Origin of the sequence: Cryobacterium sp. Hh7 (assembly GCF_004403155.1) — a bacterium.
Classification (GTDB): domain Bacteria; phylum Actinomycetota; class Actinomycetes; order Actinomycetales; family Microbacteriaceae; genus Cryobacterium; species Cryobacterium levicorallinum.
Genome location: NZ_SOHG01000026.1, coordinates 75,128 through 89,081, shown reverse-complemented (window position 1 = coordinate 89,081; position 13,954 = coordinate 75,128). Strand labels below are relative to the sequence as shown.

At 66.6% G+C, this 13,954-nt stretch carries 11 protein-coding genes; 8 read left to right on the top strand and 3 right to left on the bottom strand.

The window, feature by feature from the left end:
• Window positions 1-189: 189 nt before the first annotated feature.
• Window positions 190-1,212 (bottom strand): 3-oxoacyl-ACP synthase III, encoded by a 1,023-nt coding sequence (locus E3T43_RS09435; protein WP_134472267.1) that lies wholly within the window; start codon window positions 1,210-1,212, stop codon window positions 190-192.
• 122 nt (window positions 1,213-1,334) lie between these two features.
• The gene (locus E3T43_RS09430; protein WP_134472299.1) at window positions 1,335-4,916 is read right to left on the bottom strand and encodes a bifunctional proline dehydrogenase/L-glutamate gamma-semialdehyde dehydrogenase; all 3,582 of its coding nucleotides are present in this window, start codon (window positions 4,914-4,916) and stop codon (window positions 1,335-1,337) included.
• A 156-nt stretch (window positions 4,917-5,072) separates the two neighbouring features.
• Here E3T43_RS09430 and E3T43_RS09425 point away from each other — a divergent pair, with 156 nt between their 5' ends.
• The 3 genes from E3T43_RS09425 (at window position 5,073) to E3T43_RS09415 (ending at window position 8,217) form a co-directional block, all read left to right on the top strand.
• Window positions 5,073-6,038: a LysR family transcriptional regulator gene (locus tag E3T43_RS09425; RefSeq protein ID WP_134472266.1), complete on the top strand. Its 966-nt coding sequence runs from the start codon at window positions 5,073-5,075 to the stop codon at window positions 6,036-6,038.
• 291 nt (window positions 6,039-6,329) lie between these two features.
• The gene (locus E3T43_RS09420; protein WP_134472265.1) at window positions 6,330-7,529 is read left to right on the top strand and encodes an IS110 family transposase; all 1,200 of its coding nucleotides are present in this window, start codon (window positions 6,330-6,332) and stop codon (window positions 7,527-7,529) included.
• Window positions 7,530-7,710: 181 nt separating this feature from the next.
• Window positions 7,711-8,217 (top strand): DUF6328 family protein, encoded by a 507-nt coding sequence (locus tag E3T43_RS09415; RefSeq protein ID WP_134472264.1) that lies wholly within the window; start codon window positions 7,711-7,713, stop codon window positions 8,215-8,217.
• A gap of 12 nt (window positions 8,218-8,229) precedes the next feature.
• Here the strand turns inward: E3T43_RS09415 and E3T43_RS09410 are convergent, their stop codons facing one another.
• Window positions 8,230-9,090: a PPK2 family polyphosphate kinase gene (locus E3T43_RS09410; RefSeq protein ID WP_134472263.1), complete on the bottom strand. Its 861-nt coding sequence runs from the start codon at window positions 9,088-9,090 to the stop codon at window positions 8,230-8,232.
• A 136-nt stretch (window positions 9,091-9,226) separates the two neighbouring features.
• On the opposite strand from E3T43_RS09410, the gene E3T43_RS09405 reads away from it, so the two are divergent.
• The 5 genes from E3T43_RS09405 to E3T43_RS09385 all read left to right on the top strand — a co-directional run bounded on the left by E3T43_RS09405 (window position 9,227) and on the right by E3T43_RS09385 (window position 13,925).
• On the top strand, window positions 9,227-10,828 hold the full coding sequence (locus E3T43_RS09405) for an NAD(P)/FAD-dependent oxidoreductase (RefSeq protein WP_134472298.1): 1,602 nt from the start codon (window positions 9,227-9,229) through the stop codon (window positions 10,826-10,828).
• An 85-nt stretch (window positions 10,829-10,913) separates the two neighbouring features.
• Entirely contained in the window at window positions 10,914-11,420 is a 507-nt protein-coding gene (locus tag E3T43_RS09400) for an SRPBCC domain-containing protein (protein WP_134472262.1), read from the top strand.
• 18 nt (window positions 11,421-11,438) lie between these two features.
• A complete protein-coding gene (locus E3T43_RS09395) occupies window positions 11,439-11,708 on the top strand; it encodes an HNH endonuclease signature motif containing protein (RefSeq protein WP_134472261.1) in 270 nt (89 codons plus the stop codon).
• A gap of 304 nt (window positions 11,709-12,012) precedes the next feature.
• Window positions 12,013-13,161, top strand: coding sequence for a methionine ABC transporter ATP-binding protein (locus E3T43_RS09390; RefSeq protein WP_134472260.1), 1,149 nt, complete (start codon window positions 12,013-12,015; stop codon window positions 13,159-13,161).
• Window positions 13,158-13,925 (top strand): methionine ABC transporter permease, encoded by a 768-nt coding sequence (locus E3T43_RS09385; RefSeq protein WP_134472259.1) that lies wholly within the window; start codon window positions 13,158-13,160, stop codon window positions 13,923-13,925. Before E3T43_RS09390 ends, E3T43_RS09385 begins: the two co-directional genes overlap by 4 nt.
• Window positions 13,926-13,954 lie beyond the last annotated feature (29 nt).

Sequence of the window (13,954 nt, the reverse complement as noted above, 5' to 3'; positions counted from 1 at the left end):
CCTCACGGTCAGCACGCAGACCCCAAGGGGCAAGAGATGGCATCTCGCCAGTGGTGGGCACGTTCGAGGGGCCAAGGGTGGCACCTCGTGTGGCGCTTCGCCTGAACCCGTAGTAACGGGGATAGCCACAATCTTCGAAAACGCCGGCGTCGACGGAAGTACGGTCGAAGCGGCCCTCCAGAAGCATCGTCACCAGACGAGTTCCATCATGGCGGTGTTGAGGCCGGAACCGACGCCCATCAGCAGCACCCGGTTGCCCGGTTGCAGCTTCGACGCCTCCTGGGAGAGGGTGATCGGAATCGATGCCGGGCCGACATTGCCAAGCTTCGGATAGGTCAGCGGAACCTTGGTTTTGTCCATGCCGGTCGCCTTGACGATGGCGTTGGTGTGCACGTCCGAGACCTGGTGCACGATGTAGCGGTCCATGTTGGACCAGCTCCAGTCGCGCTTCGCCTCGGTCCAGGCCGACACGACCAGTTCCATGCCGCCCTTGAGCAGCGCCTTCGCGTCGGTGAACATGCCATCGACGCTGCCGACGCAGAGTCCGTTGAACTGAGTGGCCGCGCGGGTGACTCCGCCGAGGATGCGGTGGCCGGCGGGGTGGGCATCCGCTGGACCGAGCACGGCGGCAGCAGCGCCGGAGCCGAGGGTGAGGCTGGCGAACTCACTCATGAAGTCTTTGCGCTTAATGCCCGGGCGACCGAGGCGGTCAATCGTGTTGGTCTGGATCTCGTCGGCGTCTTCACCGTCGATGATCACGGCGTACTTGATCTGCCCGCTGTCGATGAGCTGGGCGGCGAGGGTCATGCCGTTGACGAAGCCGAGGCAGGCGTTGGCAATGTCAAAGTTGATCGCCGACGACGGCAGGCCGAGGCCGTGGTGAATACGCACGGCAACAGAGGGTTCAAGGTGCTTGCGGGTGACCGAGGTATTGATGAGCAGGCCCACGTCGCTCGGCTTGATGCCAGCCTCTCTGAGCGCGATCTTGCCGGCCTTGACCGCGGCGTCATCGAAGGTCTCGTCCGGGCCCCAATTGCGTCGCTCGTAGACACCGGCGACGCGCTGCAGCAGCCCGGTCGGCAGTTTGAGGCGCGTCAATACGGGCTTCAACCGTCGGTCGATTTCTTCCGACGTCGTGATCAGCGGCGCCATGAGACTCGCGACCGACAACAAGGCGACGTTTCGATGCGTCGTCGTCGCGTTTCCGTTCAAGCGTGAACCCCTGTCGAATTGTGGACAGCGGTAATCATACGTCCCCTAACAGTTTGACCCACGAAACTGTATGTAAACCGCACGTGGCCTGTGTGCCCGCTCGGGGCACACAGGCAGACGGGCTAGATCACACCGTCCGAGAGCGTGCTCGGGTTACCGAACCGGTGCGCGGTGATCGAGATGGCCTGTTCGCGCAGGAACGGCAGCACCTCGATGCGGCCGGCCTGGGTGACAGCGTTCGAATACACCGCGATGTCCGGGCTGCCGACCAGCGCCTCGGCGAGAGCGGATGCCGCCTCCCGCGCCCCGAGCACCGGGTCACTGCCGATCAGACGCACCCGGCTGGCGGTGATGCCGCCGGAGCGGGCGCGAGCGAGCCATTCCTCGTCGCTTTCGATGAACACCGGAATCTCACGCTGGGCGAGGATATTGCGCACGGCCGGCGGCACCGGAATGGTGCTCGAGACGTCGAAGCGCGACGTGGACAGCGTTGCGGCGGCGATCACGCGCAGCAGCTGGGCGAGCGTTCCCGACTCAGTCAGACGCACGGTGACCGGCAGCGCGCGGTAGCGGAACAGGTTGCGCTCCACTCCGAGCCCGGTGGCGTCGCGCACGACGTTGAATTCCTCGCGCCAGGCCAGGGCGTCGCTCACGGCCGAGCGGCGCAGCACGTCGAAGTCGGCGTAGTCGAGGAACGGCTGGCTGGCTTCGATGATGTCGGTGACTCGCTGCTCCAGGCCACGCAGGTGCAGCGTCGAGCTGTTGCGGCCGGGTTCGTTGACCCAGCTGCCGAGGCCGAGCAGGTAGTTCGGTCCGCCGGCCTTGGTGCCGGCGCCCACGGCCGAGCGCTTCCAGCCGCCGAACGGCTGACGCTGCACGATGGCGCCGGTGATGCCGCGGTTGACGTAGAGGTTGCCGGCTTCGATCGTGTCGACCCAGAGGGCCAGCTCGTCGGCGTCGAGCGAGTGCAGTCCGGTGGTCAGGCCGAAGTCGACAGCATTCTGAAAGCGGATGGCTTCTTCCAGATTGCGTGCGTGCATCACGCCGAGTACCGGTCCGAAGAACTCGGTCAGGTGGAAATACGATCCGGGCGTGACGCCGGTGCGGATGCCCGGCGACCACAGCTTGCCGGTCTCATCGAGCTGCCGGGGCTCGACCAGCCACTGTTCTTCGGCGCCGAGGGTGGTGAGGGCGTGCAGCAGTTTGCCGTCGGCCGGCATCATGATCGGGCCCATCTGGGTGACCGGGTCGCTCGCCTGGCCGACCTTGATCGAGGTCGCGGCGTCAACCAACTGGCCGAGGAACCGCTCCGACTTCGCGACCGATCCGACCAGAATCACCAGGCTCGCGGCCGAGCACTTCTGCCCGGCGTGGCCGAAGGCGCTCTTCACCACGTCGGCGGCGGCTAGGTCGAAGTCGGCCGACGGCGTCACGATGATGGCGTTCTTGCCGCTGGTTTCGGCGAGCAGGGGCAGGTCATGACGGAATGAACGGAACAGCTCGGCCGTCTCATAGCCGCCGGTGAGGATGACCCGGTTCACCGCGGGGTGCGCGATGAGCTTGGCGCCGAGATCGCGGTCGGGCAGGTTCACCAGCGCGAGCAGCTCGCGCGGGATGCCGGCTTCCCAGAGCGCTTCGACGACGACGGCGCCGGTGCGCTGGGCTACTGCGGCGGGCTTGATCACGACGCCGGCACCCGAGGCGAGGGCGGCGAGGACGCCGCCGGCCGGAATGGCGGTCGGGAAGTTCCACGGCGGGGTGACCACGATGAGCTTGGACGGCACGAAGATGGCGCCCTGCACCCGGTCGAGGTCTTTGGCTCGTTCGGCGTAGTAGTTGGCGAAGTCGATGGCCTCGCTCACCTCGGCGTCACCCTCGGCGATGGTCTTGCCGCACTCGCTCGCCATGACCTCGATCAGGCGGTCACGATTCGCGGCGAGCGCCAGGGCGGCGCGGTGCAGCACGGCGGCACGTTCGGCGCCAGTCTTCTGGCCCCAGGCGTTTCCGGCTTCGAGCACACCGTCGATGATCGTATTCAGCGCTGCCTCATCGGCAACGGCGGCGGCCTCGACCGTCTCGGTACCGAGAACGGATGCGTCGGCGCGGGCCAAAATCCGTCGGCCCCAGGCGCGGTTCGCCGGCAGCGACGGGTCGGTGTCCGGCTCGTTGTGGAACGTCGAGTGGGTGGGCACCGAGCCGCGGGTGATGCCGAGCAGTGCGCCGGTCAGTTGCGGGTCGTCGTCGTCGTCGGTCTCGGCGTCGTGGCTGCGGGCATCCGTTGCGGCGGCGGCGAGGCGATCGAGGTCGTAGCTGCTCGAACGATCCTGCACGCGGTTGGGGGTGGGGACCCGGTCGTCGAGCGCGTCGAGCGAGGCCTGGAAACGGGCCTTTTCGCGATCGAACAGCTCGGGGTTGCTGGTCAGCTCGAACACGGCCGACATGAAGTTCTCCGAGCTCGCGTTCTCTTCGAGCCGGCGAATGAGGTAGCTGATCGCCACGTCGAACTGCGAGGGGTCGACGACCGGTGTGTAGAGCAGCAGCTGGCCGACGTCCTTGCGCACGGCCTGGGCCTGGCCGGTCGCCATACCGAGCAGCATCTCGAACTCGACCTTGTCGTCGACGCCGCGGGCGACGCTGAGCAGGTGTGCCCAGGCCACGTCGAACAGGTTGTGGCCGGCGATGCCGAGCTTGACGGCATCCGTGTTCTGCGGGGTGAGGGCCCAGTTGAGCACCCGCTTGTAGTTGGTGTCGCTGTCCTGCTTGGTGCCGAAGGTCGCGAGCGGCCAGTCGTGCACGGCGGCATCGACGTGCTCCATGGCGAGGTTGGCGCCCTTGACCAGGCGCACCTTGATCGGGGCACCGCCGGCCGCGCGGCGGTTCTGGGCCCAGTGGGTGAGGCCCTGAATGGCGCTGAGGGCGTCGGGCAGGTAGGCCTGCAGCACGATACCGGCCTCAAGCTGGGCGAGCTGCGGCTGGTCGAGCAGGCCCTCGAACACCGCGATGGTGAGGTCGAGGTCGCGGTACTCCTCCATGTCGAGGTTGATGAATTTCGGGGTAGCGGATTGTGCTGCGAACTCAAACAGCGGTGTCAGGCGCTCGATCACGCGGGCGACGGTCTCGTCGAACGCCCACATCGAGAGCTGACTGGCGATCGAGGACACCTTGATCGAGACGTAGTCCACGTCGGGGCGTTCGAGGATGCGCTTGGTGCCTTCGAGGCGTTCGAGCGCTTCTTTCTCGCCGAGCACGGATTCGCCGAGCAGGTTGATGTTGAGGCGGTTGCCGCCCTCTTTCAGGTGCACGAGCGCGGGGCCGAGCTTGTCGGGGGTGGCGTCGACGACGAGGTGGCCGACCATCTGGCGCAACACGGTGCGGGCGGCCGGGATGACGACCCAGGGCAGCACCGGTCCGAGGATTCCACCGAGACCGATCGCCGCGCGCATCGGTGCGGGCAGAAAACCGGGCGCCTTCTTGGCGACCTTTTGCAGGCTGTAGCCGGCGACCATCTTGTCTTCGGGACGCATGACGCCGTCCACAAAGCCCACCGTGAAGTCGAGGCCGTTCGGGTCCTTCAGCACGCCGGCGAGCCGCTCGGCCGCGGCATCCGCTGGGATGGTGGCACTTTCGTCAAGCCATTTCTTAACGAGCTTGACGACCTCCGAACTGAAATCCTCGTTGGCGGGACGGGTGGAGGCGTTGGTCATGGTCACGAGACTAGTCTTTCGTTCGCGGTGGGTGGCTCTGATGCTTCAAGTCTGAGGCCAGCCTATATTTAGCAAAAGCAATTGTTTATGCATGATATTCGTTACAATTTCTAATGATTTGGTTTTCGGTGGGTCGATGGGTGTAGGGGGCAGTGGATGTTGGACGTCAGGCGGCTGCGACTGCTGCGCGAACTGAAGATTCGCGGCACCCTCGCCGGGGTCGCCGAGGCACTCGCCTACAGCCCTTCGGCGGTGTCGCAACAGCTCGCGCTGCTCGAAAAGGAGGCCGGCGTCGTGCTGTTGAAGAAGGTCGGCCGCCGGGTGCAGCTCACGCCGCAGGCCGAGATTCTGGTCGAGCACACCACCTACCTGCTGGAGCGACTCGAACTCGCCGAAGCGGACCTGCGCGCGAGCACCACGACCGTGTCGGGCACCGTGCGGGTGGCCGTGTTCCAGTCGGCGGCCCTCGCGGTGATTCCCCGGGCGCTCACCTTTCTGGCGGAAGACTATCCGGCGCTGCGCGTCGAAGTGACCGAGCGCGAGCCGGAACGCGGCCTGTTCGAGGTCGCCGCGCGCGACTTCGACCTCGTACTCGCCGAGCAGTACCCCGGCCATACTCGCGCGCACTGGCCCGACCTCGACCGGGTCAATCTGGCCACGGATGCGCTGCGGCTCGCGGTGCCGCCCGAAGATGCCGGCTCGGGCCGCGTGCGTGCGGCGACGCTGGAGGAGACCGCCGGGCTGCCCTGGGTGATGGAACCGGTCGGCACAGCATCGCGGCAATGGGCCACGCAGCTCTGCCGCTCCGCCGGGTTCGAACCGGACGTTCGGTTTGAGACCGCCGACCTGATCGCGCACATCCGCTTGATTGAATCGGGCAATGCGGTGGGCATTCTGCCCGACCTGGTTTGGGCGGGGCGGATGCCGGCCGTGCAGCTGCACGATCTGCCGGGCACCCCGCATCGCACCCTGTTTTCGGCCGCGCGCCGGTCGAGCGCGCAGCGGCCGGGAGTGGTCGCGGTGCGCGGCGCCCTCGACCGGGCGGTGAGCAAGGTGGCCAAGCCCACCGAATCCGACCCGCTGGAGCCGCCGCGCCCGTTCGAGCCCCTCGCGCCGGTCTAGCGGGCCGCCCTCCCTTCCGCGAGAGCGGGAAAAGGTTGCTTCAGCCCCCCCCCGTTACCTTGTTCGTAACCTCAGACGGTGTGAATATCTGAGGGTGTTGGCCTGTCGGGTCCGGCATGATTGTTGCCCCCAGTCGTTAATGATCCGGGGGGTGTTGTCACCGGACTCGATTGGCGTCGGGTGATCGCTGATAGGGGCTCGACTAGGCGCAAAGCCGAGGTCGTTCGTAACGTGGATGCCGAGACTTGACGTCGTAGACCAGGCCACGAAAACAAGTGGATGGGAGCAGTCATGATCGAAAACTATGACAGCGTCGACGTGTTCGTCGGTGTCGACGTCGGCAAAGGCGAACACCACGCCGTCGCCCTCAACCGGGCCGGCAAGGTCCTCTTCGACAAAGCACTACCCAACGACGAAGGCAAGATGCGGGCGGTGCTGCAGAAGCTGAAACAGTCCGGCACGGTGCTCGTCATCGTCGATCAGCCCGCCACGATCGGCGCCTTGCCGATCGCCGTCGCCCAAGCCGAGGGAGTCCTCGTCGGCTACCTGCCCGGTCTGGCCATGCGTCGTATCGCCGACCTTCACGCCGGGGAGGCGAAGACCGATGCCCGCGACGCCGCGATCATCGCCCAAGCCGCCCGCACGCTGCCGCACGCGCTGCGGTCGATCCAGCTGGCCGATGAATCGGTCGCGGAGCTGTCGATGCTGTGCGGATTTGACGACGACATCCTCGGCCAGATGACCGCGACCAGCAACCGGATCCGCGGCCTACTCACCCAGATCCACCCTGCGTTGGAGCGCGTCGTGGGCCCGCACCTCGACCACTCGGCCATGCTGGATCTGCTCCAGCACTACCCGTCACCGGCCGCGATGAAAGCAGCCGGCACCACCCGGATGGCCACCCGACTACTGAAGCTGGCCCCACGGATGGGACGGCGCCTGGCAGAGGAAATCACCCAAGCGCTAGGCGAGCAGACCGTCGTGGTCGTCGGCACCCGTGCTGCCGCGACTGTCCTCCCGCGCTTGGCTGAACAGCTCGCCGCCCTGCGCCGGCAACGCTCCGACATCGCCGTCGAGGTGGAGAAGCTGGTGGAGGCGCACCCTCTTTCCCCCGTCCTGACGAGCATGCCCGGAGTCGGCGTCAGGACCGCAGCCCGGCTCCTCACCGAAGTCGCCGGCAAGCACTTCGAAACCGCCGGCCACCTCGCCGCCTACGCCGGCCTCGCACCGGTAACCCGTCGCTCCGGCTCCTCGATCCGAGGCGAACATCCCTCACGACGGGGAAACAAGATCCTCAAACGCGCGTTGTTTCTGTCCGCTTTCGCCGCTCTCCGAGACCCGGTCTCCCGGACCTACTACGACCGCAAGATCGCCCAAGGCAAGCGACACAACCAAGCCCTTATCGCCCTCGCCCGGCGGCGGTGTGACGTCCTCTTCGCGATGCTCCGCGACGGTGCTCTCTACGAGACCAAACACGCCCTTGCCGCTTGACAAGAAGATAGGCCCCCCCCCCNGCGCCCCCCCCCCCCCCCCCCGGGAAGCAACCGATCACTTGCCTTCGCGTTCGAAGTGCACCCACGCGTCTCACGGCTCCGGCAGTTCGAGACCGCCGCTGGCTTCGGCCCACCCGGCTTCGTGGCAACGCAGCATCACGGGCGCTAGCATTCGGAGCATGACCCCGCCCAATTCAGGATCAGCTCCAGATGTCGCGCCGGAGGACGGCCGCACCGAGACCGCGAACGAACGGCTGGACCGCAACTGGAACTCACTGCTGCAGGAGCTTCGCGTCACGCAAACCGGAACGCAGATCATCGGCGGATTTCTGCTCGCCGTCGCCTTTCAGCCACGTTTTACCGAGCTGGACCGGTACCAGATCACGCTGTACCTGATTTTGGTCTGCGTGACGGCTCTGACCACGGCCCTCGGGCTTGGTCCGGTCATCTTGCACCGGCTCCTGTTCCGACAGCAGGCTATGGCGCAGATCGTGCAAGTCGGCAGCGTCCTGGTGCGCGCCACCCTGGTCGGTGTGGCGGTCGTCGTGTCCGGCACAGTCATCTTCATCTTCGATGTGGCGCTGGGTCGAAGTGCCGGGATCATTGCCGCCGCCGCCTTACTCCTATTGATCAGCTTAAGCTGGCTTATTCTGGCCCGCGCGGTGTCGCGCTGGAGAAGCGCCTAGCCGTCGGGAGCGTCAGGTCGTTGACAGGCGCAACTTTTCTTCCTCAATGTCGAAGGATGCTTCCGGCCAGGTCAGCACCATCCCCTTCAGCTCATCGATGAGCAGGTGCTGCACGGCCAGGCGCGCGTACCACTTGTGGTCGGCTGGCACGACAAACCATGGCGCCGCCGCCGTCGAGGTGCGCTCGAGTGCGATCTGGAAGGCGTCCTGATAGGCGGGCCAATGCATCCGCTCGTCTACGTCTACCGGGTGATACTTCCAATATTTGTCTGGCCGGCTCAGGCGTTCGCCGAGGCGAGCCTTCTGCTCGGCGGAGCTGATTTGCAGCATGATCTTGATCACGACGGTGTCATCATCGACGAGTTCCTGCTCGAACGTGTTGATCTGGTCGTAGCGTTTGGTGATCTCTGCCGCCGGGGCGAGTTCGTGCACCCGAGCGATGAGCACGTCTTCATAGTGCGACCGGTCGAACACGCCGATCATTCCGGCCGCAGGCACTTGTTTGCGGATACGCCAGAGAAAGTCGTGCCTGAGCTCCGCCTTGGTGGGCGCCTTGAAGGCAAAGTGACTGATGCCCTGCGGGTCAACAGCGCCGACGACGTGGCGAACGATGCCGCCCTTGCCGGCCGTGTCCATGGCTTGCAGTACGAGCAGAAGTTTGCGGTTATCCCCACAGGTGCTGTTGGCAAAGAGCATCTCCTGTAGGTGCGAGAGGACGCCGGCCGCCTGGGTTCCCGCCGCGGCCGAGTCTTTTTTGGAACCCTTGAAACCTGGCGTTGACCCCGTGTCAAGCGTCGCCAGTCTGAAGCCGGAGGTCACCCGCAGCGCGCTAATCGGGTCTTCGCTCCAGAAACTTCTGATGTCTTTGCCCACGGTGCACCTCTCGCTTGTTCCTATATTGCACCGGCATCAGGCTCGGCGCCAGAGCCTGGCTGGCCCGGTGGCTGCCGTCGTCGACAACCCCACCAAGGTCGACGCGGCCGCGCCTGGACTGGATAGGCTCGCACGCATGAGCGAACCCACCCACGACGTCGTGATCATCGGTGGCGGACACAACGGCCTGGCCGCCGCCGCCTACCTCGCGCAGGCCGGACGCAGAGTACTCGTGCTCGAACGCGAGCCGCAGGTCGGCGGTGCCGCCATTTCAGCGGATGCCTTCGCCGGCACGGGCGCTCGCCTCTCGCGCTACTCCTATCTGGTCAGCCTGCTGCCGACGCGCATCATTCACGAGCTGGGCCTCGACATTGAGCTGGCCCGGCGGCGGTATTCGTCGTATACGCCGATGCCGGGCGTCGCGTCTACTGGCAGCGCGTCGGCTGACAGCGCAGCTGGGCTGCTGGTCGATCACGGCGACGCCGCGGCGACCAGGGACTCGTTCGCGCGCATCGGGGCTGCGGCCGATTTCGACGCGTGGAACGCGTTCTACGAGGACACCGCCCGGCTGGCCCGCGCCGTGTTCCCCACGGTCTGCGAACCACTGCTCACCCGCTCGGAGGCCAAGCGACTGGTCGACGACGACGCGCTCTGGGCCGCGCTGATCGAGCAGCCGCTCGGCCGGACCATCAGCGACCGCTTCGAGAACGACCTCGTGCGCGGCGTCGTGGCCACCGACGGGCTGATCGGCACGTTCACGAGCCTCGCCGACCACAGTCTCGACGCGAACCGCTGCTTTCTGTACCACGTGATCGGCAATGGAACCGGGGACTGGGACGTGCCGATCGGAGGAATGGGTGCCGTGACCGGGGCGCTCGAGCGGGCGGCCCGCGCTGCCGGCGCGCGGCTTGAAGTCGGGGCGGAAGTCACATCGGTCAGCGCCGACGGAGCCGTGGAGTACTTCCAGGAGGGTCGCGTCAAGCGGGCGCACGGCGCGGTGATTTTGGCGAACGTCGCGCCCTGGTCGCTGCGGGAGCTGCTGGGCGCTGGAAGAACGGCATCCGCTGTAGTAGGAAAGCCGGAGGGCGCGCAGGTGAAGGTCAACCTGCTGCTGACCCGGTTGCCGCAGCTGTTGGACGCGAGCGTGTCGCCCGAGGCCGCGTTCGGCGGCACTTTTCATATCAACGAGTCGTACGAGCAATTGCAGGCCGCGTATGAGCAGGCGCTGGCCGGGGAGATTCCCTCCGTTTTGCCGTGCGAGATCTACTGTCATTCGCTGACCGATCCGAGCATTCTTTCGCCCGAACTCGCCCAGGCCGGGGCGCACACGCTCACCGTTTTCGCCCTGCACACGCCCCATCGCGCGCTCACCGAGGCCAACAACGACGAGATGCGGGCGCAGTTGCAGGCCGCAGTGCTGCGTTCGCTCAATTCGGTGCTGGCCGAGCCGATCGAACCCCTCTTAATGACGGATGCTGCCGGTCGTCCCTGCATCGAAACCAAGACCACGCTCGACCTCGAGCACGCCCTGAACCTGCCCGGCGGCAATATTTTTCACGGCGGGCTGTCCTGGCCGTTCCTCGAGGATGACGAGCCGCGCGGCACTCCAGCCGAGCGCTGGGGAGTAGCCACCTCGCATCCGCGCATATTGATCTGCGGGGCCGGTGCGAGGCGCGGCGGCGGGGTCAGCGGGCTCGGCGGCCACAACGCCGCGATGGCCGTGCTCGAGGGTGCGTAGTAGACGGATCGACGCTTGTAGCCGACGGGTTGAAAGTGGCCTAGCCTGAGGGAAGACTCGCGTTTCACTCAAAGTGGAGGTCACCATGTCAGCCAAGCCCACCGGTCGTCTCGTTCACCGCGAGGACGGCCTGTATCTCATGCTCAATCGGCTCTTCAATGCGCCGATCGAACAAGTCTGGGCGAGCCTGACCCGCCCGGCCGAGCTGGAGAAGTGGATCGGCACCTTTACCGGTTCGCCGGCCACCGGAGCGGTCAAGTTCAAGATGACCGCCGAACCCGATGCCAAGTGGGAGTACGTGAGCGTTCGCGAATGCCAGGCTCCGCACCGGTTCAACGGTGATTTCGGCGAGGGTGAGGATTCCTGGCGGGCCATGTTCCACCTGGTCGAGGGCGACGGCATGACCAACCTGACCTTCGGGCAGCGCCTGCGGAGCCCGTCGGAAGCTTCCACGGTTGGCCCCGGATGGGACTACTACCTCGATCGCCTGGTGGCCTCGCGCGCCGGTCTGCCGCTACCGCAGTGGGAGCACTACTACCCCGCGCACGCCCAGTTCTACAAGGACCTGATCGTTCCGGCTCGCACCGCCTGAACGCTAACGTTCGGCGATTTGCTCAGGGCCTGCGCCCTAACGGCGCAGACCCAGGGTTGCGACGACGGCGAAGTGCTCTACCTCGGCGACAAAATCCGCTGCTTCACCGCCAAACAACACGCCGCGATCGCCGCCCGCGACGGCGGCTGCACCATCCCCGGCTGCACCATCCCCGCCCGCTGGACCGAAGTTCACCACGTCCTCCCCTGGCACGCAGGAGGACTAACCAACATCGACAACGGCACGCTGCCCGGCCCCAGCCACCACCACGTGATCCATAGAGGCTGAAGGGTGCAGGTCGTCGACAACGTGCGCCGGTTCGCCCCACCAGCGAGCATCGACCCCAGCCGCAAACCCAAGCGCCGCTGGAAACTTTTCGTACCGAGACCACCACGACCCCCGGGCTGTTTTCTGCTGGTTGAGCAACGCGCTCTGGCACGAGTCGAAACCCCACCGCATCTTCTGATTTCGAGACGATCGCTCCGAGACCTGCTCAACCAGCGGAAGTCGTTCGCGTCACACATCGTCACGCGACGCAACATTGTTTTGCCGCGGTTAGGCGCCGCGCCGCGCCGACAATAGGCTCACGGCCATGATCAGCATCGAACAACTGACCAAGGTCTACGGTCACGGCGCCAAGGCGACGGTCGTCCTCGACCGGCTCGACTTCCGCGTCGACGCCGCCGAGATCTTCGCCGTCGTCGGACCGAGCGGCGCCGGCAAGTCAACCCTCGCGCAGTGCGTCAACCTGCTCGAGCGGCCCACGTCCGGTTCGGTGCTTGTCAACGGCGAGAACCTCTCCCAGCTCGGCGAGCGCCAGCTGCGCGCGGCCCGCCGCCGCATCGGAACGATCTTCCAGTCCGACGGCCTCTACAGCCGTCGCACGGCCGCCCAGAATGTCGCGTTACCGCTCGAATACCTCGGCGTCACCACCGCCGAGGCGAAGCGCCGCGTCGCCGAATTGCTCGACCGCGTCGGGCTCTCCGACCGCGCCGGACACTACCCGCACCAGCTCTCCGGCGGCCAGCGCCAGCGCGTCGGTATCGCCCGCGCGCTCGCGTTGCGCCCGCAGGTGCTGCTCTCCGACGAGGCGACATCCGGCCTCGACCCCGAGTCGACGGCATCCATCGTCTCCCTGCTCAAGGAGCTTCGTGACGACCTCGACCTCTCCATCCTGTTCATCACCCACGAGATGGACACCGTGCTCCAGGTTGCGGATGCCGTCGCCCGTCTCGACCACGGCCACATCGTCGAGTCCGGGCGCATCGTCGACTTGCTGCGCGACCCGGCATCCGCCCTCGGCCGCGCCCTCCGCCCGGCCCGCCCGCACGCCACACCGCAGCTGGGCGAGACGCACTGGTTCGTGAGCTACACCTCCGGCGCGGTGCCGGCCGACTGGGTGCTACGGCTGGCCAGCGAGCTCGACACCCCGGTCTCCGTGCTCGGCGCGTCGATCGAGACCGTCGCCGGCCAGACGGTCGGGCACGCGAACATCGGCGTCCGCGCGGTCGACCCGGCCCTGCTTGTTGAGACTGCCCGCCGCCTGGGGCTGGATGCCCGGCCCGTGCCCGAGGATCCGGAGGCTGCGGCTCTGGCCGACCGGTCGGCGGAGGAGTCTTCGAGGTCCTCGGATGGCGGGCGTTCGACGTACGCGGATGCGTCCGCCCCGGCTGCGGCAGGCGACACAACCCCGGCGGCCTCGATCTCGTCCACAGTGCCCGCACTGGAGCGTGTTGCATGAGCGCTGCCCTGAGCGTGCTCGCCACCGGCATCCGCACGGCCCTTCCGACGAACAACAACGTGCCGATCGCCGAGATCCCGGCGCTCGTGTTCCCGGCGCTGATCGACACCCTCATCATGGTCGGCATCGTCATGGTCATCGTCGTGCTGGTCGGGGTGCCGCTTGGCGCGCTCGTGCACAACCTCGCGCCTGGCGGCCTAGTCGAGAACCCCGCGCTACACCAGTCGATCAGCTGGATCGTCAGCATCGGCCGGTCGCTGCCGTTCCTCATCCTGATGGCGGCGATCGTTCCGTTCACGCGCTTCATCACCGGAACCAACATCGGCATCGCCGCGGCCGTCGTGCCGATGGCGATCGCCGGGATCGCGTTCTTCACCCGCATTGTCGAGAACTCGCTGCGTGGCGTACCGCCCACGCTCGTGCGGGTCGCGAGGGCGTCCGGTGCGTCGCCTCTGCAGATCGTCCGCACCGCGCAGTTGAGCGAGGCGCTGCCCGCGATCATTGGCGGGCTCACGATCAACACGATCGCGATGATCGAGTACTCGGCGATCGCCGGCACGATCGGCGCCGGCGGCATCGGATACGTGGCGGTGACCTACGGCTACCAGCGCTTCGACAACACCGTCATGCTCGCGACGATCATCATCCTCGTCGCGACGGTCGCCACGGTGCAGCTGCTCGGAGACCGGCTCGTGCGACTGGCGACGCCGCACGCCCGCGAGCGCCAGCCGAGGCGCGCGAAGTCGATGTCCGTCCCACGCTGAGCGCGGGGACGCTTCCGCCGAACCACCCT

What these genes read in the sequence shown, in the direction of transcription:
- E3T43_RS09420 (WP_134472265.1), top strand. Translation starts at nt 6,330, where the DNA reads ATGATCGAAAACTATGACAGCGTCGACGTGTTCGTCGGTGTCGACGTC.
- E3T43_RS09385 (WP_134472259.1), top strand. Translation starts at nt 13,158, where the DNA reads ATGAGCGCTGCCCTGAGCGTGCTCGCCACCGGCATCCGCACGGCCCTT.
- E3T43_RS09425 (WP_134472266.1), top strand. Translation starts at nt 5,073, where the DNA reads ATGTTGGACGTCAGGCGGCTGCGACTGCTGCGCGAACTGAAGATTCGC.
- E3T43_RS09415 (WP_134472264.1), top strand. Translation starts at nt 7,711, where the DNA reads ATGACCCCGCCCAATTCAGGATCAGCTCCAGATGTCGCGCCGGAGGAC.
- E3T43_RS09400 (WP_134472262.1), top strand. Translation starts at nt 10,914, where the DNA reads ATGTCAGCCAAGCCCACCGGTCGTCTCGTTCACCGCGAGGACGGCCTG.
- E3T43_RS09430 (WP_134472299.1), bottom strand. Translation starts at nt 4,916, where the DNA reads ATGACCAACGCCTCCACCCGTCCCGCCAACGAGGATTTCAGTTCGGAG.
- E3T43_RS09405 (WP_134472298.1), top strand. Translation starts at nt 9,227, where the DNA reads ATGAGCGAACCCACCCACGACGTCGTGATCATCGGTGGCGGACACAAC.
- E3T43_RS09390 (WP_134472260.1), top strand. Translation starts at nt 12,013, where the DNA reads ATGATCAGCATCGAACAACTGACCAAGGTCTACGGTCACGGCGCCAAG.